This window comes from Burkholderia ubonensis, assembly GCF_902833085.1.
GTDB classification, from domain to species: domain Bacteria; phylum Pseudomonadota; class Gammaproteobacteria; order Burkholderiales; family Burkholderiaceae; genus Burkholderia; species Burkholderia ubonensis.
In genome coordinates this window covers 256482-276163 of sequence record NZ_CADFEB010000006.1, presented here as the reverse complement: position 1 = coordinate 276163, position 19682 = coordinate 256482, and the positions used below count along the sequence as shown (strand labels likewise).

Annotated in this window: 17 protein-coding genes; 5 read left to right on the top strand and 12 right to left on the bottom strand. The window is 67.2% G+C overall.

Annotation, left to right across the window (positions count from 1 at the left end; all coding sequences use genetic code 11):
• Window positions 1-103: 103 nt before the first annotated feature.
• The gene (locus HWX31_RS18435; RefSeq protein ID WP_174963007.1) at window positions 104-1612 is read left to right on the top strand and encodes a GGDEF domain-containing protein; all 1509 of its coding nucleotides are present in this window, start codon (window positions 104-106) and stop codon (window positions 1610-1612) included.
• Between the two features lie 22 nt (window positions 1613-1634).
• On the opposite strand, the gene HWX31_RS18430 is transcribed toward HWX31_RS18435, so the two are convergent.
• From HWX31_RS18430 to HWX31_RS18420, 3 genes are all read right to left on the bottom strand, one after another.
• Window positions 1635-2303 (bottom strand): nitroreductase, encoded by a 669-nt coding sequence (locus HWX31_RS18430; protein ID WP_174963009.1) that lies wholly within the window; start codon window positions 2301-2303, stop codon window positions 1635-1637.
• A gap of 80 nt (window positions 2304-2383) precedes the next feature.
• Window positions 2384-3718 (bottom strand): APC family permease, encoded by a 1335-nt coding sequence (locus HWX31_RS18425; RefSeq protein WP_174963011.1) that lies wholly within the window; start codon window positions 3716-3718, stop codon window positions 2384-2386.
• A gap of 84 nt (window positions 3719-3802) precedes the next feature.
• Window positions 3803-4651, bottom strand: a complete 849-nt coding sequence (locus HWX31_RS18420; RefSeq protein ID WP_174963013.1) for a carbon-nitrogen hydrolase family protein — start codon at window positions 4649-4651, stop codon at window positions 3803-3805.
• A 130-nt stretch (window positions 4652-4781) separates the two neighbouring features.
• Here HWX31_RS18420 and HWX31_RS18415 point away from each other — a divergent pair, with 130 nt between their 5' ends.
• On the top strand, window positions 4782-5660 hold the full coding sequence (locus tag HWX31_RS18415) for a helix-turn-helix transcriptional regulator (RefSeq protein ID WP_174963015.1): 879 nt from the start codon (window positions 4782-4784) through the stop codon (window positions 5658-5660).
• 91 nt (window positions 5661-5751) lie between these two features.
• Here the strand turns inward: HWX31_RS18415 and HWX31_RS18410 are convergent, their stop codons facing one another.
• The 7 genes from HWX31_RS18410 to HWX31_RS18380 form a co-directional block, all read right to left on the bottom strand.
• On the bottom strand, window positions 5752-7095 hold the full coding sequence (locus HWX31_RS18410) for a serine hydrolase domain-containing protein (RefSeq protein WP_174963017.1): 1344 nt from the start codon (window positions 7093-7095) through the stop codon (window positions 5752-5754).
• Window positions 7096-7148: 53 nt separating this feature from the next.
• Window positions 7149-7571 (bottom strand): BON domain-containing protein, encoded by a 423-nt coding sequence (locus HWX31_RS18405; RefSeq protein WP_244143774.1) that lies wholly within the window; start codon window positions 7569-7571, stop codon window positions 7149-7151.
• Window positions 7572-8639 (bottom strand): porin, encoded by a 1068-nt coding sequence (locus HWX31_RS18400; protein WP_174963020.1) that lies wholly within the window; start codon window positions 8637-8639, stop codon window positions 7572-7574.
• A 110-nt stretch (window positions 8640-8749) separates the two neighbouring features.
• Complete coding sequence (locus HWX31_RS18395) at window positions 8750-10051, bottom strand: MFS transporter (protein WP_174963022.1); 1302 nt, start codon at window positions 10049-10051, stop codon at window positions 8750-8752.
• Window positions 10052-10101: 50 nt separating this feature from the next.
• Complete coding sequence (locus HWX31_RS18390) at window positions 10102-11244, bottom strand: CaiB/BaiF CoA transferase family protein (protein ID WP_174963024.1); 1143 nt, start codon at window positions 11242-11244, stop codon at window positions 10102-10104.
• 3 nt (window positions 11245-11247) lie between these two features.
• The gene (locus HWX31_RS18385; protein ID WP_174963026.1) at window positions 11248-12429 is read right to left on the bottom strand and encodes an acyl-CoA dehydrogenase family protein; all 1182 of its coding nucleotides are present in this window, start codon (window positions 12427-12429) and stop codon (window positions 11248-11250) included.
• Window positions 12430-12440: 11 nt separating this feature from the next.
• Window positions 12441-13994 carry an AMP-binding protein gene (locus HWX31_RS18380; protein WP_174963028.1) on the bottom strand — a complete coding sequence of 518 codons (1554 nt, stop codon included), beginning with the start codon at window positions 13992-13994 and terminating at the stop codon, window positions 12441-12443.
• Between the two features lie 102 nt (window positions 13995-14096).
• Here HWX31_RS18380 and HWX31_RS18375 point away from each other — a divergent pair, with 102 nt between their 5' ends.
• Window positions 14097-14987, top strand: coding sequence for a LysR family transcriptional regulator (locus tag HWX31_RS18375; RefSeq protein ID WP_174963030.1), 891 nt, complete (start codon window positions 14097-14099; stop codon window positions 14985-14987).
• Between the two features lie 236 nt (window positions 14988-15223).
• The gene (locus tag HWX31_RS18370; RefSeq protein WP_174963032.1) at window positions 15224-15679 is read left to right on the top strand and encodes a CHRD domain-containing protein; all 456 of its coding nucleotides are present in this window, start codon (window positions 15224-15226) and stop codon (window positions 15677-15679) included.
• A gap of 98 nt (window positions 15680-15777) precedes the next feature.
• On the opposite strand, the gene HWX31_RS18365 is transcribed toward HWX31_RS18370, so the two are convergent.
• Window positions 15778-18531, bottom strand: coding sequence for a UPF0182 family membrane protein (locus tag HWX31_RS18365; RefSeq protein WP_174963034.1), 2754 nt, complete (start codon window positions 18529-18531; stop codon window positions 15778-15780).
• Window positions 18532-18756: 225 nt separating this feature from the next.
• Between HWX31_RS18365 and HWX31_RS18360 the strand changes: the two genes are divergently transcribed.
• Window positions 18757-19176 (top strand): DUF1810 domain-containing protein, encoded by a 420-nt coding sequence (locus HWX31_RS18360; RefSeq protein ID WP_174963036.1) that lies wholly within the window; start codon window positions 18757-18759, stop codon window positions 19174-19176.
• A 12-nt stretch (window positions 19177-19188) separates the two neighbouring features.
• On the opposite strand, the gene HWX31_RS18355 is transcribed toward HWX31_RS18360, so the two are convergent.
• Window positions 19189-19641: a hypothetical protein gene (locus tag HWX31_RS18355; protein WP_174963038.1), complete on the bottom strand. Its 453-nt coding sequence runs from the start codon at window positions 19639-19641 to the stop codon at window positions 19189-19191.
• Between the last annotated feature and the right edge of the window lie 41 nt (window positions 19642-19682).

The following is a 19682-nucleotide window of genomic DNA, read 5'->3' as shown; positions in this document are numbered from 1 at the left end:
GCTCGCAACCATGCGCCTCGATTTTCCGCAGGACCTGCCGTTAACCCGGCTTTCGCCTCCCCGTCCGGACTAACTAGACCGACCACCCGACAGCCGTTCAAGCATGTCCGCATCCATTTCAATCGAGAAAATTGCCGACTGGGCGGGACGACACCACATCGTCGTCGGCGCGCTGGGCACGTTGATGTCGTTGGCTGCCGTCGGCGTCAGCATGATCACGCTTTGGGCCGCGAGAAGCGAAGTCGTCGCGCATGCGCACGAGACGTCCCGGAACGTCACCGCCGTCCTGGTCAGCGAGATCGAGCGAACCGTGGAAACGGCCAATAGCGCCCTCTTTGTTCTCGCGTCCGAAATCGGCAATCCCGCCGTTCAGCGCATGGATCCTCTATTGCGGCACGATTTGCTGTTCGAGCGCACCGCCGCGCAATACGTTACCGGGATGGGCGTAACGGATCGCTACGGCCAACTGATCGACGGCTGCTGCAGCACGCCGCATATTTGGGATTTCAGCGATCGCGACTATTTCACCGTCCATCGCGAGTCGGCTGACGTCGGTCTTTACGTATCGGAGGCCTATCGGGCGCGTTCGCGCGACGGCAAGGAGTCCATTGCGCTGTCCAGACGAATCAACCGGCCGGATGGTTCATTCAACGGCATAGCGGTCGTCGCCATCGACCTGAACTACTTCGGCCGGCTCCTTTCCAGGCTGAACGTAGGGCCCCACGGCATCAGCGCAATCCTGCGCGCGGACGGCACCGTCCTGGCCAGAAATCCCCCTCTCAGCGAGCACCAGTTGATCCGGCTGCGCAACTCGAAGGCATTCGCGCGCATGGTCAGCCGCGATTCCGGGTTCTATGCCGCCCGCTCGACCATCGACGGGATCGTGCGGCTGTATACGTTCCAGCGCGTTCCGGGTACGCCGCTCATCGCCGTCGTTGCGCCGGCCGAGCGGGACGTGCTGGACAACACCACGCGCATGTCCTGGAAAGTCGGCATTTCCGCTTCCCTGATCGCGGCATTGTTCTGTGCGGTGGTCTGGTTGCTGGCGTTCGCATTGCGAGACAACCTTCGCAAGCAGAGCCTGTTGACGGATCTCACCCGGACCGATCCGCTGACCGGCCTGCGAAATCGCCGCGCACTCGACGCGGCTCTCTCGGACGAGTGGGAAAGGCTCCGTCGCAGCAGCAGCGGCAGGCTGTCCCTGCTGTTTATCGACGCGGATCATTTCAAGCAATACAACGACCGTTACGGACATGCGCAAGGCGATACGGCTTTGAGATATCTCGCCGAATGCATCCGGAAACATACGCGGCGGCGCTGCGATATCGCAGCGCGGTACGGCGGCGAGGAATTCGTCGCCGTCTTGCCGGACACCGACGAAATCGGGGCCGCGAAGGTTGCGGAAGCCATTCGCGACGCAGTCGAACGCAATCGGCTGTCCGGATTTCCTGACGCCGTGCCCCCTTTCACCGTCAGCATCGGCTGTGCGACCGCCCGCGACTCATGGCCTGCTTCGCTCGACGCGTTGGCAAGTCACGCGGATTCGGCGCTGTATGCCGCCAAACGCGAGGGAAGAAACCGGGTTTCGAGCAGCAAAAACACAATATCCTGAACCCCGGAAAATCGAGAGCGGATTACGACGCAGGTTCGCAATCCGTCCAATACGCAAAGGGATCACGATGATCGGGGTAGTTCTCGTCAAGCCATTTCAGCAATGTCGTTCGCGCACGGTCCAGATCGGCTTTCAACGACGAACTCGTTATTTCATGTACTTCGCCGGATTTCTCCCGATCCATCACGAAGCATTGCCAGTCGGGGCCGTCCAGCTCAGGATCATCGGCCGCCATCGATGATCGTCCCCAGGCGAACCCCTTGCGTGCGTCGATATGGTATCGAGGATGCACTTTCAGATAGGACATCTCGCCGCCCTGCAAGCTGCTCTCCGCTCGCAATACGTCGTGCCTGTCGACGATCTGCGTGACGCCCGGAAGCTGGCGGAATCGCCATCCGGCAGGCAGCTTTGCGACGGCCTGAACGTTGTCGTATGCGCCCCACTCCAGGCCCCAGGCTTCGGCCATGCGCTTCATGAACGCGTCCGCATTCGGGTAGCCGCGCAACTGGATTCTCGTCGACAGCGCGACTTCGACTCTGCCGCGAACGCCCGGATCGACGCCGGCGCCGTCATCCGGCGCGTCGAACGGACTGCCGGAACGTGGCGCGCGATTCGCGTCCGCAGGCGGGACGCCCGAAAACAGTTGGTCAAGTGCCGCGCGTGCTTTTGCCGACTTGTCTGACCGATCCATCACTCACCTCTCGTTCACATGGGGAATCTCGATTCGAAACACTAACACGCATTTCTGTCCGAGCTTCGCAATGCGCGACCTTACAATGCCACCTCCGGCGGCGGCTGCCTGAACCATCGCGTAATCCACGCCAGATAGGCAACCCCGATCGCGAACCACGCGAGCCCGAGCACGATCGCCGTCCGCTCGAGACTCGTGAGCAACCAGATATCCGCAACCAGACCGATCATCGGGAAGACCAGTCCGCCAACGAGTCCCATGCGCCTGTTTTCGTGACGGCCGGACAGATGGATCTTCGCTACCGACAGGTTCACCATCGAGAACGCGAGGAATGCGCCGAAATTGATAAACGACGTCGATGTCGTCACGTCGAGCTTCAATGCAAGCAACCCGATCGTGCCCGCAATCGCGATATTGAACACCGGCGTCTTGAAGCGCGGGTGAATGAACCCGAACACCCGCTTCGGCAGCACCTCGTCACGCCCCATCGCATACAGCAACCGCCCGACGCTCGCCTGGGCCGAAATCCCGGACGCAAACTGCGCAATGATCAACCCCGCGAGAAATACGCCGACGAACACGTCGCCGCCGACCTTCTTCGCGACTTCGAACGCAGCCGAATCCGCGTCATGGAATTGAACGCCCGGATGCGCGAGCTGCATCGAATACGCGGCGACGATAAAAATGATCCCGCCGATCAGCGCAATTCCGACGATCGCCCGCGGAATGTTCTTTTCCGGCTCGACCGTCTCCTCGGTCAACGTCGACACCGCGTCGAATCCGAGATACGAATACGCCGCGATCGCCGCACCCGCGAACATCGACGACACCGGCACATCGGCCTTGAAGAACGGCGCGGCCATCGCAATGCCGCCCGGGCCCGCCGCCGACGACGCATAGTGCCAGCACAATGCGACGAACAGCACGAGGATCGCAAACTGCATCGCCATCAGCACGATGTTGAATCGCGCCGCCACTTCGATGCCGACGATGTTGAGCACGCTCGTCGTCACGATGAATGCCACGATCCACACCCATGCAGGAATCGCCGGAAACGCCGCCCCCAGATACGCGGCGCCGATCAGCCAGATCACCATCGGCAGAAAGAAATAATCGAGCAACGTCGCCCAGCCGATCAGGAAGCCGAGATTCGCATTGAATGCCTTGCGCGTGTACGTATAGGCGGAGCCCGCCATCGGATAAAGTCGCGCGAGCTTGCCGTAGCTCATTGCGGTGAACACGATCGCGACGAGCGCAATCAGATAGGACAGCGCGGCCGTATCGCCGCTGGCCTTCGCAAGCACGCCATACGTGCCGTATACGATGAGCGGCGCCATGTAGGCCAGCCCGAACAGCAAGACGGACGAAAAGCCGAGCGTCCGCTTCAGATGTGAATGTGTCTCCGTGTCGCGCATCGCGCTTCCTGCCTTGTCTCGTTGTATGAAGTCGTCAACGGCCGCCGGATACGTGCCGGCGGCCTGTCGTAGCAAGCGGTGCGCTTATGCGGCGCTCCGCGCCTTGCGCGGGATGACCAGCGCGTTCGCCCCGTCTGCCGCCGCCGGGCTGCGCGTCAGATCGAGCGACACCCGCGCATCGTCCAGATACCGATAGTCCTTGCGGCTCGCCGCAAGCAGCGAGCGGTCGATCCGCGCCTTGATGGTGGTTTCGCCGGCGCCCGCCAACGCGACGACCTCGCCGAACGGATCCACGAGCGCCGATTCGCCGGGGAATGTCAGGTCGTCGTCGCCGTCGCCGCAGCGATTCACCATGACCGCGAACGCCTGGTTCTCCATCGCCCGCGCGGCGATCGCTCGCCGGTGCACCGGGCCGAGCGGATCCATGTTGCCGTCGGTGACGATCAACAGATCGGCGCCGAGCGTCGCGAGCGCACGCGCCCCTTCGGGGAATTCGATGTCGTAGCAGATCTGCAGGCCGACGGTCATTCCGTTCCATGCGCAGGTCTCGTAACGGTCGCCCGGCGTGAATACGCCGACATCCGTCGCCCACAAATGAACCTTCCGATAGCGCAACACGATCTCGCCGCTTGCGTCGATCAGCACCGAGGTGTTGTAGCATTCGCCACCGTCGCGCTCGGCGAGACCGACCACGACCGCCACACGCGTACGCCGGGCCGCCGCACGGACTGCGGTCAATGCCGCACCGTCGATCGGCTGCGAGATGTCAAAGACGTTCTCGCGCGTCGGAAAGCCCGACAACGTCGTCTCGGGAAAGACGACGAGCTGAGTGCCGCCGGCCACGTCGGCGGCCTCGATCGCGTTGATCACTTTGCGCGTGTTGTGCTCGACGTCGCAGTCGACGAGTGTGAGCTGCGCGAGTTCGACTTGCATCCGGATGCTCCTTTTGAATATGCAGCAGTGGTTGGCCGCTTCGTCGCGGGCCGCCTGACTTGATCAACGCATTATCTTCATAATGTTTTTGTCCGTAACGCCCCGGATGGGTTACCTCAATGGAGACGTCATGAACCTCGAATGGCAGGATCTCGCTTTTCACCGCGAGATCGGCACCTTGATCGACGCGCTGGACGGGCCGCATTTCTGGGCAAGGCTCACGCGTGTGCTGGAGCGCCACGTCGCGGTGGATGCGTGGGTCACGTTGCGCTTCGCGCGTCATGGGCCGCCGCTTGTCTGCGCCGAGCAGGCGCTGCCCGACGGCCAGGTCGACCTGCTGTTCCAGGAGTACGTCGCCGCGTTCTATCAGCTCGACCCGTTCTATCTCGACGCGTTCGAGCGCCGCGCGTCCGGCCTCTGCTTGCTCGCCGACGTCGCGCCCGACAACTTCAAGGCGACCGAATACTATCAACGCTACTTCCGACGGAACATCGTCGGCGACGAGGCCCATTTCAACCTGGTCGTCGATTCGGATCATGTGATGGGTTTCTCGATCAGCAAGAAGCGGCGTTACGACGAGCGCGAAACGTCACTGCTGACCCTGTTTTCGCCATGGGTGCTGGCGCTGATGCAGCAGCGCCTGCGTTTCGAGGATTTCGGCAAGCCGGCGTCCGGTTTGCCCGCCGCGCAAGCGCGCGCGCCCGATCTTCGCGATCGCCTGACGATATTTTCCGAACACGTGGGACACGGCGGACTGACCGCGCGGGAAATCGACGTGACGATGCTGTCGCTCAGCGGGCACTCGTCGCGCGCGATCGCCGACAAACTGGCGATCTCGTTCGAAACCGTCCGCACGCACAAGAAGCACATCTACGCGAAGCTCGGCGTGGGCTCGCAATCGAGCCTGTTTTCGATGTTCTACGAGTGGTGCGGCACGGAGGAAGCGGAGGCGGCCGTGGCCAAGCGCGCGCGTCGCGGCGGCCGCGCCCGCGACGACGAATCCGCATAGGCGCCCGGCCGCTCGCGCCCACGACGATGCGTCGGCACGCGCGGCAGCCTGAACGGTGTCACGCCCGCATCCTGCCCGCTCGGCGCGGGTGTTATCGCGGCGACTGCAACCGCGCAACCAGCGCCTTCGCCACGAGGCTCAGCGCATCGCCGCGTTCGAGCGGCGAGCGGTCGCGCTCTATCCCGCTTTGCGCATCGCGCGCGCGGGGCGCAAAATCCGGCGACGACGAGAATTTCACGATCGTGAGCGCGGCCTTCGGATCGACGAGGATCGCTTGCCCGAAGCGCCCTGCGGCAGCAAACGAGCCGTCGCCATCGCCGAGCTGATACCAGTAGTCGCGATACGCATAACCGTCCTTGCCCGGCACGACGTTGCCCTTCGCGAACAGCGCCGTGTTTTGCGCGGGCCGCAGCGCCGCGCGGATCGTCGACGCCGGGAGCACGCCCTGCGCGCCGCCGAGCCCCATCCGCATGCGCTCGGCAAAGCGCGCCGCATCGCGCAGCGTCGTATGCAGGCCGCCGCTCGCCATCGCCATCCCGTTGCGGTCGACCGCGACATACGCATCGTCTTCCGCGAAATCGCGCCACAACCACTGTTCGACCAGCGCGCTCCATGATTGGCCGGTCGCGCGCTGCATCGCCCATGCCACGGCTTCGGGCGACCCGTTCTGATAGAACCACACCGTGCCGGGCGCCGCGTCCGCGGCCGGCTGCACCGTCTTCAGGAACGCGACGATGCTGTCCGGCGCGTCGGCGCGGCGCGGCAGCAGGCCGACCGCGCCGAACAGGCCGAGATCGGGCGGCAGCCCCGGCGCGTAGGTCATCGGCACTTCCATGTCGAGGTTCTGCTGCAGCGTCGCCGCGCCGAACGGCGTGGCGGCCAGTTCCGGCACGTCACGTGCAAGCGTCGCACCGGCGTCGAGCGCGCCCGCTTCGATCAGCCGCGCGGCGAGCAGCCCCGTCACGGACTTCGTCATCGATGCCCACGCATGCGGCCGGTCGGGCCGGAAGCCGTCGAAATACCGCTCATAGACGATCCGGCCGTGATGCACGACGATAAAGCCGTCGGTCGCGGTATGGCGCAGATAGTCGTCGAGCGTCAGTGTCGCGCCGCCGATCGTGACCGGCAATGCGTCGAGATCCGGCACCGCGCGCTCGGGCAGCGGCATCGGCGCCGCCGCGTGGCGGATGCCGTCGGTCGGCACGAGCAGGCGCGTGTTGCGCAGCGCCCAGCGCAGGTTTGTCGGCGTGAAGACGTTCGCCTTGCCGACCACCTTGTCGGCGGGCGGCGGAAAGCCCTGCATCACGTCCGTGGCGCGCAGGCCGGTTGCAGCCTGCGCGAACGCCGCGCCGGACGCGAGACAGCCGGCCAGCATCAGCGGGACGGCGATCCGGCTTGCGCCGGCCGGATCGCGAAGGAATCGATGGATCTGCATGAGTGAGTCGTCCGGTAAAGACGACGGCCGCACGCCGTGCGGCCGCGTCGGTGTCACAAAGGCTGGTCGTCGATGCGCAACTGGCTCGTCACCGATACGACGCCGTCTACGTGCTTCGCGACGGCTGCCGCGAGGTTCGCCTGGCTCGTGTCGGCGACCGAGCCGGCGAGCGTCACGCTGCCGTCGCGCACCCGCACGAGAATGCGTGTCGCGTTCAGTCCGCGGGTGCGGCCCAACGCCGCGCTGACCTGTCTCATCAGCTTGCGGTCGGCCGTCTTGCGCTGCTTCGGCGTCAGGCTTGCGGACGCCGCCTCCGCAGCGGATGCCGACGGGCCGGCGTCACCGGGCTGCGCGTGCACGGGCGCGAAGGTAGCAGCGCCACCCAGCGCACCGGCCAGCATGAGTGAAAAAAGCGTGAATCGGATTCGCATGATCGGGATGGACTCCGGGTCGATGGTTGAAAGAAAGGTCGCCACTCAGAAGCGCGTCATCAGGCCGAGCGACACGCCGGTCGTCGCGCTCGCACCGGGCCGCAGGCTCAGCGCGGCAAGCGTCGCGGGGTCGCGCATGTAGGCGCCGGTCACCCCGTTGCGATCGACTTCGGCATATATCTCGGTGCGCTTCGACAGGAAATACTCGGCGATCGCATAGGTCGTCAGCTTGTGGCCACCTGCACCCGGGACGTTGCCGAGATCGCGCGCGCGGTCGTAGTAACCCGCAGCGGTGATCTGCAGGAACGGCGTCGCCTGCACGACCACGCCCAGCGACGGGATGTCGTCGCGCCGTGTCGGCGCGCCGGCTTTGCGCGCGGTGACCGCGAGCGATGCGTAGCTCGCGTAGAAGCGTGCGCGGCCGAGCTGCAGCGTGCCGCCGGCCTGGATCGTCTGCGTGGACTGCGTGCCGTCGGCGCTGTACGTCTTCGCATACGATGCTCCGCCGAGCACGTTCTGGAATGCATACATCGCCGCCACCGAGAAGTTCGTGCCGGCGCGCACATTGCCCGCGACGCCGCCCGGCGACCAGCTCGCGCCGAACCGCAGGCCGCCTGCCTGCCCGAGATACTTGACCGTGTTGTTGAAGCGCGAATCGAGCGTGAAGAAGTTGCCGTCGAACAGCACGCCGGGCTCGACCGCGAGCGACTGCCCGCGCCCGCCGAGCGGATCGAGCGCGATGCCGAGGTCTTCCGCCGCGTTGAACTGGCGCCCGAGCGTGATGCGGCCGAAACCGCCGGACAAGCCCGCATAGGCGGCCTGCGAGAACAGCATGCCGGCGGTCTTCAGCGCACCGGTGCCGCTGTTGAACGCGCCGTCGAGCACGAACAGCGCCTGCATGCCGCCGCCCAGGTCTTCCTTGCCGTGCAGGCCGAACTCGTTGCCGGCAATGACGTTGTTGTTGAAACCGACCTGGCTGCCGCCCGTCAGCCCGTTCACCCAGCGCACGCCGCCGCCGATCCGGCCGAACAGCGTGACGCTCGACTGCGCGTGCGTTGCCTGCGGCAGCCCCGACAGCGCGCCGAGCAGCGCCGCCACCATCACCTTCTTCATGCGTCTCCTCCTTCTCTTTCGTTGAACTGCCTGTCTCCATCCTTCTTTTCGTACGACTGATTTCCTGTCCGTCTACTTCGAATCGGCCGGACTTGCGCGAGCGATCCTGCCTAGCCGCGAGAGATCCGCATCTCCGCGGAAGCACATCGCGGTTCGCGCGCCATGCGCCGCAGCGATCGCTGCGGATCGAGGCACAGCGCGCAGAGCAGTCCGCACGCAACGAGCACGACGCCGCACACGACGCACGCCTGCTCGAAACCGCGCGCGGTCGATGCGCCGCTCGCGTCGATCAGCATCCCTGTGACGACCGGCGCGCCCAGCCCGGCGAGCGACGCAAACCCGTTGCTGAGCGCGAGCACGCCGCCGCGCTGCGCATCGGGCGTCACTTCGGCGAGCATCGCCGGCCCGATCGAATACATCGTCAGCGTCATCCCGCTGCCGAGCGTCAGCAGCGCGAGCTTCACCGCGGGCGGCAGGCCCGGCGTCACCATCGCCGCGAGCATCAGACCGGCGACGGCAAGCGTCGCCGCGACGAACGTGCCGCGCCCGTGCCGCGACGGCACGCCGCGCGCGAGCAGGTATTGCGAGCACCACGCGAACGCGAGGCTCAGCGGCGACGTCGTCGCGACGAACAGCGCGAACAGCCGCCCCGCCTCATGCGGCCCGAAGCCGAGCCCGAGCTGCAGATAGCGCGGCATCCACGTGAGCGTCATCGCGAGGATCCAGTTCGCGGCGAAGTGCCCGAGAAAATTGCCGATCACGGTGCGGTCGGTGAGCAGCAGGCCGTACCGCACGCGCTCGCCGCCCGCCCGTTGTGCTGCGCGCACATGTGTGCCTTCCGCGCCGAACACGGCCCATGCGACGCACCATGCCGCACCGAGCAGCGCGAGGAGTGCGAAGTTCGCGCGCCAGCCCCAGTGCGTCGTGACGATCGGCATCGCGAGCCCGGCGATCAGCAGGCCGAGCGCGCTGCCCTGGTGCAGCAGCGCGACCGGCAGGTTGCGCCGCGCGTCCGGAAACCACTTGTAGAGCGCATGCACCGCGACCGGCGATGCGGGGCCTTCGCCGATGCCGAGCAGCACGCGGCATGCGATCACGACCCAGATCGAACCGGCGACGAGCATCGGAAGCTGCAGCACCGACCACGCGGCCGCCAGCCCGAGCAGCAGCCATTTCGCGGGCCAGCGGTTCGCGGCGAGGCCGCCCACGACGGCCGCGATCGCGAACAGCCAGTTGAGGCTGCCGCCGATCAGGCCGAACTGCGTCGGGCTCAGATGCAGGTCGCGCATCATCGGCACCGACACGAGCCCGAGCACGACCTTGTCGAGGAAGTTCACCAGCATCATCAGCGCGAGCAGGGTCGCGATCGACCATGCCCGCCACGGACGGTATTGCGCACCGTCTGTCGTCATCCGAGTCTCCATCTGTTGTCCTTTTCTTCGCCGGCTTTGATGCCGGCCGGTCAGCCGCCGTGTTCGCCGAGCGCCGGCACGTGATCGTCTCCGTCCGGCAGGCCGAGCGAGAACTTCACCGGGAAGCGCACCGCGAGCGAGCCGTCGCCGGCGATCTCGCGCGCGATGCCGCGCGCACGCACGTGCGGATCGGCGAACAGTTCGTCCGCATCGTGCAACGGCGACACCGGCAGATCGAGCGCACGCAGCGTGCGCATCCAGTCGGCCTGCGTGCGCGTTGCGAAGACTGCGCGCAGCAGCGCACTCACGTCGCGCTTGTGCCGCTGCCGGCCCGCGCGCGCGGCAAAGCGCGGATCGCGCAGCGCGCGAAACGCGTCGCCGAGCGCATCGGCCAGCGTGTTCCAGAACTTGTCTTCGAGTGTCGCGAGCGCCACGTGACGGCCGTCGGCGGTCTCGAACAGATCGTTGTCCGGCATGACCCATCGAACATCGTCCGGCGCGTCGCACTGCCCGCGCATCGCCCACGCCGCCGGCGCGGTCCACGCGCACATCGCGTCGTGGATCGACACGTCGAGATGCTGGCCGCGACCGTTCGCGCGCGCGCTCATCACCGCGACCGACAGCGCGAGCGCGGCGTGCAGCGCGGCCGCGTAATCGGCGAGCCGCACGCGCGGCCGCGCGAGTGCATCGTCGATCTGCGCCGGAATCGCCCAATAGCCCGCTTCCGCGAGGAAATTCAGGTCGTGGCCGGGGCGCGCCGCATACGGGCCGTCCTGCCCGTAGCCCGAGATCGAGCACAGCACGATGCGCGGGTTGATGCGCGCCAGCGCGTCGTAGCCGAGCCCGAGCCGCGCCATCACACCGGGCCGGAACCCTTCGACGACCGCGTCCGCGTCGCGGGCGAGCGCGAGGAAGCGTTCACGGCCGGGCGCCGTCTTCAGGTCGAGCGCGACCGAACGCTTGCCGCGGTTGAACTGCGCGAACGCGTCTGCGCCGAAGTGCCGCAACGCATCGCCGGTTCCAGGCGGCTCGACCTTGACGACGTCGGCGCCGAGCTGCCGAAGCAGCGCACACGCATGCGGGCCGGGCAGGAGCTGGCTGGCGTCGACGATCGTCACGCCGTTCAGGCACGACCACGACGGCTTGCCGCCGCCCGGCGCAGCGGCGCCGTCACGTTCCGGAGCGGCCGCCATGCGTCACGCTCCCGCGCCGGCCGGCTCGAGGATCGCCTTCGCGATCGTGTTGCGCTGGATCTCGCTCGTGCCGGTCAGGATCCGGAACATCCGCAGCTTGCGGAACGTCTGCTCGACCGGGTGATGGCGCGTCACGCCGACGTTGCCGTGAATCTGCACGGCCTTGTCCGCGACTTCGAAGCAGCGCTCCGACACGTACAGCTTGCACGCGGCGGCCGTCATCCGCAGATCCGCACCCGCGTCGGCGAGCGCGGCGGTATGCGCGATCATGCTTTCGCACGCCCACAGCGCGGCGGCCATGTCGGCGAGCATGTGCTGGATCGCCTGGAAGCGCGCGATCGGCCCGCCGAACTGCCGGCGCGTGCGCGCATAGTCGAGCGACGCTTCGTAGGCCGACATCGCGAGGCCGAGCATCGTCGGGCAATGCAGCAGCCGGTTCACGTTGATGCGCGACATCCCGAGCCGGAAGCCGTTGCCGACACCGCCGAACACGTTCTCGCGCGGCACGCGCACGTTGTCGAAGCGGATGTCCGCGTCGATATGCTGGCCCGACATCGGCACGTACTCGTGCTCGACCGTCACGCCCGGCAGGTCGAGATCGACCAGCACCGCGGTGATCTGCGGCGGCGTCGCCGACGCGTCGGTCACGCACATCACGATCGCGAAATCGGCGAACGGCGCGCCGCTGATGTAGTGCTTCGTGCCGTTCACGACAAGCATGTCGCCGTCCTCGACCGCAGTCGTGCGAATGCTCATCGCATCCGAGCCCGAATGCGGCTCGGTCAGCGCGAAGCAGGTCGACTTGTCGCCGCGCATCACCGGCTTGAAGTAGCGATTGAGCTGCGCGGGCGTCGCGTACTTCAGCATGTTGCCGACGCGCGGCGGCCCGCCCAGCTCGCCGAGCACGTGCGGCGCGAGCGCCGCGCCCGAAGCGGCAAGGTCCGCCTTCAGCGCGCACAGCTCGACGATCGACAGGCCCTTGCCGCCGATCGCGACCGGCAGGCTCGCCGTATAGAAGCCGAGCTCGGCCGAGCGCCGCCACACGCGGCGCAGCACATCGCGCGGCCACGCGTCCTCGGAGCCGAGGCCGAGCTCGCGCTCGATCGGCCGCAGTTCCTCGTCGACGAAGCGGCGCACGTCGGTGCGCAGCGTCACGAATTCCGGGCGATTCAGATGATCGAACATGGGCATCCCCTTCAGTTGACGCGTCGTGCGACGCCGTGCCAGTACTGTTCGCGCACGAGCTTGCGGGCGATCTTGCCGCTCGCGTTCTTCGGCAGGTCCGCGACGAAATCGACGGAGCGCGGCAGCTTGTAGTCGGCAAGCCGCGCGCGGCAGTGCGCGACGAGATCGCCAGCCAGTGCGTCGCGGCCCGGCTTCAGCACGACGACCGCCTTCACCGTCTCGCCCCACTTGTCGTCGGGCACGCCGACGACGCACGCTTCGAGCACGTCCGCGTGCTGGTACAGCGTGGCCTCGACTTCGGTCGGGTACACGTTGAAGCCGCCCGAGATGATCATGTCGTTCTTGCGGTCGACGAGGTAGATGAAGCCGTCGCCGTCGGTGCGCGCGAGATCGCCGGTATGCAGCCAGCCGTCGACCAGCACGTCGCGCGTCAGCTCGGGCGCATTCCAGTACCCCTGGAACACGTCCGCGCCGCGAATCACGATCTCACCGATCGCGTCGCCTTCGACCTCGCGGCCTTCCGCATCGACGACCCGGACCTCGGTCTCGCCGAGCGGCCGGCCGCATGACGCGAGCCGCGCGCGGTCGCGCAGCAGCGCATGCGCGTGATCGGCGATGCCGAGGCGCGTGACGCCCGACGTCGATTCGCTCGCGCCATAGCCTTGCGACAGCACCGGGCCGATGCGCGACCACGCCTCCTCGATGCGCGCCGGCGCCATCGGCGCTGCCCCGTAGCCGAGCACCTTCAGGCTGCGCAGGTCCGCGCTCACGAGATCGGGCTCGTTCAGCACCATGTTGACCATCGCCGGCACCATGAACGCGTGCGTGATCCGCAGCCGCGCGACCTCGGCAAGGAAATGCGCGGGGTCGAACGCGTCGAACAGCACGAGCGTCGCGCCGCAGAACAGGTACGGCTGCATCAGCATCCCCGACGCATGCGTGACCGGTCCGATCAGCGCGAGCCGGTCGCCGGGCTGCGCGGGGCGATCCATCCCGAGCACGATCTTGCGCAGCGACGCGAGCCGGTTGCCGTAGCTCTGCATCGCGGCCTTGATCCGGCCCGTCGAGCCCGACGAGAAATGCAGCACCGCGAGATCGTCGGGCGCGGGCGCGTAATCGGGCGTGGCGGCGCTCGCCTGCGCGAGCAGCGTTTCATAGTCGAGATAGCCGTCAGCCGAATCGTCGAGCGACACGAACCGCTCGACCGACCGGAAGCCCGGCGAATCGGGTGTGTAGTGCGTGTAGCCGCGCCCGCCGATGAACGCGACCGGCGTGCAGTTGCCGACGACGTCCGCCGCCTCGGCAGCCGTGAAGCGCGGGTTCAGCGCGGCCTTCACGAGGCCCGCCTTGTACAGCGCGCACTCGATCTCGACGAGTTCGATGCAATTGCGCGCCTGCACGGCGATCCGTGCGCCGGGCGCGAAGCCGAGCCCGCGCAACGCGTTCGCGAGCCGCGACGAACGCTCGTCGAGCTGGCGGTAGGTGATGCCGCGGTCGCGGTGAAGGACGGCGGGCTGGTCGCCCCAATAGCGCGCCGCGCGCCGCAGGAAGTAGGCAAAGCTCAATCGGGTTCTCCGTAGTCCAACAGTGCCGCCAGTCTGTAAGATGTGCAGGCATCACCACAATGCAGTGATGGCTATAAAGGCATAACCAAGAGGAATCCCCTGATGGAGACGCGCGACCTGGAATACCTGCTGGCCGTGGAGCGGCACGGCAGCATCGGCAAGGCGGCCGACGCACTGGGCCTGAGCCAACCCGCGCTGACGAAGGCGATGCAGCGGCTGGAGGCGCAAATCGGCGTGACGCTGTTCGACCGCACCGCGAACGGGATGCAGCCGACGCCGGCCGGCGCGCAGTTCATCGCCCGCGCGCGCCGCATCGCGCTCGAGTACGACGACGCGATGAAAGAGATGCGCGCGATCAGCAGCGGCGAACAGGGGTTGGTCCGGATCGGCTATTCGCCGACGGTGCCGAACGGGCTCGTGCTCGGCGCATGCCGGCAGCTGATCCGCGAGCGGCCGGCCGCCCGGCTGCGCCTGCGGCGGCGGCTCGCGCGCGATCTGCTCGACCTGCTGGCGGCCGGCGAGCTCGATCTGGTCGTCGCGCCGGAACCGCAACAGACGCGCGACGCGCTCACGGTCGTCGAGCTGTTCCGCGACCGGCTGTCGGTCCTCGCGGACGACGCGCACCCGCTGCAGCGCAAGCGTGGCCTCACGCTCGCCGATCTTGCCGAACAGGAATGGCTGCTGCCCGAAACGACGATTCCGGTGCGCCGGCAGATCGACGACGCGTTCCGCGCGCGCAAGCTCGCGGGGCCGCGCCTGCGCATCGAAACGGATTTCGGCAGCACGGCGCTGATCCAGCTATTGCGCGGCACGCAACTGCTGTGTGTCGGCGGCACCGAGGCGCTCGACATGCTGGCGGGGGTGCGCGCGCTCGACTTGCGGCCCGGAGAGCTCGAATTGCGCAGGCGCATCGGCGCGATTCACCGCACGGATGCCTACGTGTCGCCGCTGGCGCAACGGATGATTGCGTTGCTGCAGGAGCACGTCAGATAGCGACGACTGACTCACGTTGGGTGGAAACGCAACGACTCGTCATCGCACCACAGGCAAACCGGACCGGCTGACCTAGAATGGTTTTCGGGCTTTGTCCCTTTCTCGCGGTCGTGCCGTTGCCGCGGCAAAGCCTGCGTTTCCCTTTCCACGTGTTCTTGCTTCCGGTGCTCGCGCCCCGGTCGAACGACGACGAAGGGTCGCCGTCCGGCCCGGCGGAACCGGATCGGAGATAGCAGATGCCTACTTCAATGTCGCGGCGCGCCTACGTGGTACTCGCCGGGCTCGCGTGCGCGGGATCGATGACGCTCGCGCAGGCGGCGCCGATGTCGTTTTCCGTGCCGCTGGCCGGCTCGCAGGAAGTCCCGCCCGTGCAGACCCAGGGCACGGGCACGGCCGACCTGACCTACGATCCGGACACCCGCGTCGTCAAGTGGACGGTCACCTTCAACGGCCTGTCGAGCCCCGCCATCATGGCGCACTTCCACGGCCCGGCTCCGGTCGGCAAGAATGCGTCGCCCGTGGTCTGGCTGTCGCAGAAAGGCGTGATGTCGGCCGAGAGTCCGCTCACCGGCCAGGCGACGCTGTCGCCGTCCGACGCGCAGGCGTTCCAGGCCGGCAACCTGTACGTCAACGTGCATACCAAGGATCACCCGGCCGGTGAAATCCGCGGTCAGGTGGTGCCGCCGAAGTGAAGCCGAAAGGCAACTGACGGCCGCCGCAACGAGGAACAGCGGCGGCCGTCCCGCCGACGCCGGCCGTGGCGCGGGAATCGCGCATTCGACGGTGCCGCTCACTTGCGCGTTCCGGCACGGCCGCCCCCCATCGATTCGAGCAGCGGCCGCAGCGCGTCGAGCTCGGCGCCGAAGCCGGCCCAGTCGCCCGCCTTCAGCCGTTCGAGCGCGCGCTCGTAATGCGCGAGAGCCTCGCGGCCACGCGCATCCGTCGCCCCCGAAGGCGGCGCGCCCGCCGATGTCGTCTCCTTGAACAGCGCCGCGAGCGCCGCGCTCAACGTGTCCTCCATCACGACGCGCTCGCCGTACGCGGCGATCACGCGCTTCAGCTCCGGCAGTTGTCCGGACGCCGCGCGCAGATAGAGCGGCGAAACGTAGAGGATCGAGTGCTCGATCGGCACGACGACGAGATGGCCGCGGATCACGCGCGAGCCCATCTGGTTCCACAGCGAGATCTGCTGCGAGATCTCGGTGCTCTGCTGGATGCGCGCCTCGATCTGAAACGGCCCGTACACGAGCTTGTCCTTCGGGAACGTGTAGACGATCAGCTTGCCGTACTCGGGCGGATCGCAACGCGCCGCCAGCCACGCGATCATGTTCTCGCGCTGGCTCGGCACCATCGGCAGCATCAGCACGAACTCGGCGCCTGCGTCTCCCGGCAGGCGCATCATCGTGTAATACGGCGCCATCCGCGTGCCCGCGGCATCGCCGCCGTCGATATCGCTCAGCTCGCGCGGGAACTGCCACAGATCCTCGCGGTTGTAGAAGACTTCCGGCGTATCCATGTGATAGGCGCGGTACAGGTTCGCCTGGATCAGGAACAGGTCCTCCGGGTAACGGACATGCCGCCGAAGGTCCTGCGGCATCGCCGCGAGCGGCTTGAACATGCCCGGGAAGATGCGCGCGTAGGTCCGCACGAGCGGGTCGGCCGGATCGCTGACATAGAAGTCGACCGTGCCGTTGTACGCGTCGACCACCACCTTGACCGCGTTGCGGATGTAGTTGTCGCCGTCGCCGACGCCCGGCGGCGCATACGGGAACCAGCGGCTGGTGGTGTACGCGTCCTGGATCCAGAACAGGCGTCCGTTGCTCACGACCGGATACGGATCATGGTCGAGCGACAGAAACGGCGCGATCATGCCGATCCGGTCGCGGATGTTGCGATGAAACAGGATCCGGCTGTCGCGCGTGACGTAGCGGGTCAGCAGGATGTTGGGATCGTCGAACTGCCACGCGAACAGGCTGCGCCGCGCGATGCCGCCGATCGCGACGCCGTCGCGCCCGCCGTACGTCGTGTAGACGTTGCCGTCCCCTTTCGGGTAGTCGAATTCGGGCACGCTGCCCTTCACGATCACATAGCCCTGCTCGCCTTCGCCGAAATAGACGCGCGGCTCGCTGATCGCCGGCCCGCCGTCGGCGACGGGCGGAATGTCCCGCAGATAGAGCGACGGCAGGCCTTCCGTCGATTTCTCGGTGACCGGCGACATCACGACGCCGTTGCCGTGCGTGAACAGCAGGTGCAGGTTCACCCAGGTACGCGCGTTCCCCGCGAGCATCGCCGGCTCCAGTTCGCGCGCCGACAGCATCACCTGCCGGTAGCCGGACGCGAGCGCGTAACGGTCGATATCGACGGAGAAGAACTTGTAGTAGGTGCGAATCTCCTGCAGCTGCGCGTAGGTGTCCATCAGCGGCTGCGCATCCCACAGCCGGATGTTGTCGATGGTCGCGCGATTGGCCTCGAGCGACGCGGGATTCAGGCCCTGCCCCGCGTCGAAAGGCTGGACCGCGATCTGCGTGAGACCGTAGGCCTGCCGCGTGAGCGCGATGTTGTGCGCGAGATACGGCGTCTCCAGCTGCAGTTCGCTCGGCTTCACGTAGAAGCGCTGGAACAGCGCGGGATAGACGATCCCGAGCACGAACCCGCCGCCGAATACCAGCAGCGCGGCGGCGGCCGGCAGCCGATAGCCGGGCCGGCGCAGGTTGACCGCCAGCGCGGCGGCCGCCGCGATCGCCACGCCGATGAGCAGCCACAGCACCGGCAGCACGACGTGGACGTCGGTATAGCCGGCGCCGACCACGACGTCGTTGTTGTCGTAGAGCAGCAGAAAACGGTCCAGCCACCACGACCACGCCTTCAGCAGGAACAGGAGCGCCAGCAGCACCGAACCGTGAATCGCGGCGGCTGACGCCATCCCTTTCGGCGCCCGCAGCACGAGGTCGCCGCGCAGCCAGTAGACGGCGCCCGCGACGAGCGCGCTGCAGACGAGCAGCTGCAGCAGCCAGTTTTTGATCGCGATCCACGCCGGCAACGAGAACAGGTAGAAGCCGATGTCCTCGCCGAAGATCGGATCGCGTTCGCCGAACGGCACCTGATGAACGAAGCGCAGCGCGATCGGCCAGTTCGACATCTCGTTGCCGGCGATCGCCAGCGCCAGCACGGCCGCGGCGACCGCGATCACGAAGCGCCACGGAATGCGCGCCAGGACCTGCCCGGCCAGCGCCCTGACGGCCTCCTCCGCGCGCGTCGACAACGCCTCTTCCACTTGCCAGATCTCGATGCGCGTCGCGTAACGATGCGCGAGCAGGCCCGATGCGCCGATCGTCGCCGCCGATGCGGCGAACGCGACGACGAACAGCAGCATCCGGGTGAGCAGGATCGTCCAGAACACGCCCGCGTAGCCGACCGACGCAAACCACAGCCAGTCGACCAGCACGCCGGTGATGCGCCCGACGGCGATCAGGCCGGCGACGACGATCGCGGCCGCGATCGCATAACGTCTGACGCGTGACGCGGAAGTCGCTTGCGGGCGCATCGAGGCTCCTTTGCCGGCCCGTCACGCTCGGCCGGCCGCGACCGGTCCGTGGTGCACGGCTCCTCCGCCAGGATCGCGGCTGGCCGGATTCCTCATGCTACGCCTGTCGCCGGCGCGCGGCCATCGGGCGGGACACGCGGCGCGGCGCGCAATTGCATGCCCTCCGGACCCGGATCACAATGAACGTCCACGCGGCTCGCCGCGGCGGAATGGACGGAGGGAGACATGGACGATCCCTATGACCTTCGGCGCTTCGTCGATGCGCAGGACCCGGTGTATGCGCAGGTCTGCGACGAACTGCGCAGCGGGCGCAAGCGCAGTCACTGGATGTGGTTCGTCTTTCCGCAGATCGAAGGGCTCGGCGACAGCGTCATGGCGCAGCGGTACGCGATCGCGTCATTGAGCGAAGCCGACGCGTATCTTCGGCATCCGGTGCTCGGCGAACGGCTGCGCGAATGCACGCGGCTCGTCAACCACGTCGACGGCCGCTCGATCCAGGAGATCTTCGGCTATCCGGACTATCTGAAATTCCGGTCGTCGGTCACGCTGTTCGCGCATGCGACCTCCGACAACGCGGTGTTCGTCGAAGCGCTCGAAAAATACTATGGCGGCGAAGCCGATCACAGCACGCTGGCGCGGATCTAGCGCGTGTTCACGCTACGCCGCGCACTGCTCCGTCTCGCCTGCGGCGTCGCGCGACCTGCCCAGATACGCGTCGACCCGGTCGGCCACCTGCGCCACCGTCGCGCGCGGCGCAAGCCGCAACTGGCGATCGTAGAGCGCCAGCAGGCCGCCGATCGCGTCCGATGCCGCGGCGCTCGCCGGCGCGCAGGCGCCGGCCACGGCCGAGGCGGGATCGCACCGGTTGATTGCCTCCTGGGCCGCATCGAACGTCGCGCGGCGCTCGCGATCGTCGCTCACCCCCGCCTCCAGCAGGAAGTGCGTCGCGACGAGCGCGTGCGTCAGCACGGTCAGCGTATGGCAATCGCCCCGGCCGGAGCGGAGCGTGCACAACGCCATATAGCATTCGAGCGCGATCCTGTCCCGTTCCGCGGCGGGGATGGGCAGCAGATCGCCCTTGGTTCGAACGGCGGTCTTCAACGGTCTCATGTGAACAGAATGGCGGGCGCTATCAAACGTTTGCGATAGCC

Bases quoted from the DNA above. Each gene is read 5' to 3' on its own strand.
- HWX31_RS18370 (WP_174963032.1), top strand. From the start codon at position 15,224: ATGCCTACTTCAATGTCGCGGCGCGCCTACGTGGTACTCGCCGGGCTC.
- HWX31_RS18355 (WP_174963038.1), bottom strand. From the start codon at position 19,641: ATGAGACCGTTGAAGACCGCCGTTCGAACCAAGGGCGATCTGCTGCCC.
- HWX31_RS18360 (WP_174963036.1), top strand. From the start codon at position 18,757: ATGGACGATCCCTATGACCTTCGGCGCTTCGTCGATGCGCAGGACCCG.
- HWX31_RS18425 (WP_174963011.1), bottom strand. From the start codon at position 3,718: ATGCGCGACACGGAGACACATTCACATCTGAAGCGGACGCTCGGCTTT.
- HWX31_RS18385 (WP_174963026.1), bottom strand. From the start codon at position 12,429: ATGTTCGATCATCTGAATCGCCCGGAATTCGTGACGCTGCGCACCGAC.
- HWX31_RS18435 (WP_174963007.1), top strand. From the start codon at position 104: ATGTCCGCATCCATTTCAATCGAGAAAATTGCCGACTGGGCGGGACGA.
- HWX31_RS18415 (WP_174963015.1), top strand. From the start codon at position 4,782: ATGAACCTCGAATGGCAGGATCTCGCTTTTCACCGCGAGATCGGCACC.
- HWX31_RS18400 (WP_174963020.1), bottom strand. From the start codon at position 8,639: ATGAAGAAGGTGATGGTGGCGGCGCTGCTCGGCGCGCTGTCGGGGCTG.
- HWX31_RS18390 (WP_174963024.1), bottom strand. From the start codon at position 11,244: ATGGCGGCCGCTCCGGAACGTGACGGCGCCGCTGCGCCGGGCGGCGGC.
- HWX31_RS18430 (WP_174963009.1), bottom strand. From the start codon at position 2,303: ATGGATCGGTCAGACAAGTCGGCAAAAGCACGCGCGGCACTTGACCAA.
- HWX31_RS18375 (WP_174963030.1), top strand. From the start codon at position 14,097: ATGGAGACGCGCGACCTGGAATACCTGCTGGCCGTGGAGCGGCACGGC.
- HWX31_RS18420 (WP_174963013.1), bottom strand. From the start codon at position 4,651: ATGCAAGTCGAACTCGCGCAGCTCACACTCGTCGACTGCGACGTCGAG.
- HWX31_RS18395 (WP_174963022.1), bottom strand. From the start codon at position 10,051: ATGACGACAGACGGTGCGCAATACCGTCCGTGGCGGGCATGGTCGATC.
- HWX31_RS18365 (WP_174963034.1), bottom strand. From the start codon at position 18,531: ATGCGCCCGCAAGCGACTTCCGCGTCACGCGTCAGACGTTATGCGATC.
- HWX31_RS18410 (WP_174963017.1), bottom strand. From the start codon at position 7,095: ATGCAGATCCATCGATTCCTTCGCGATCCGGCCGGCGCAAGCCGGATC.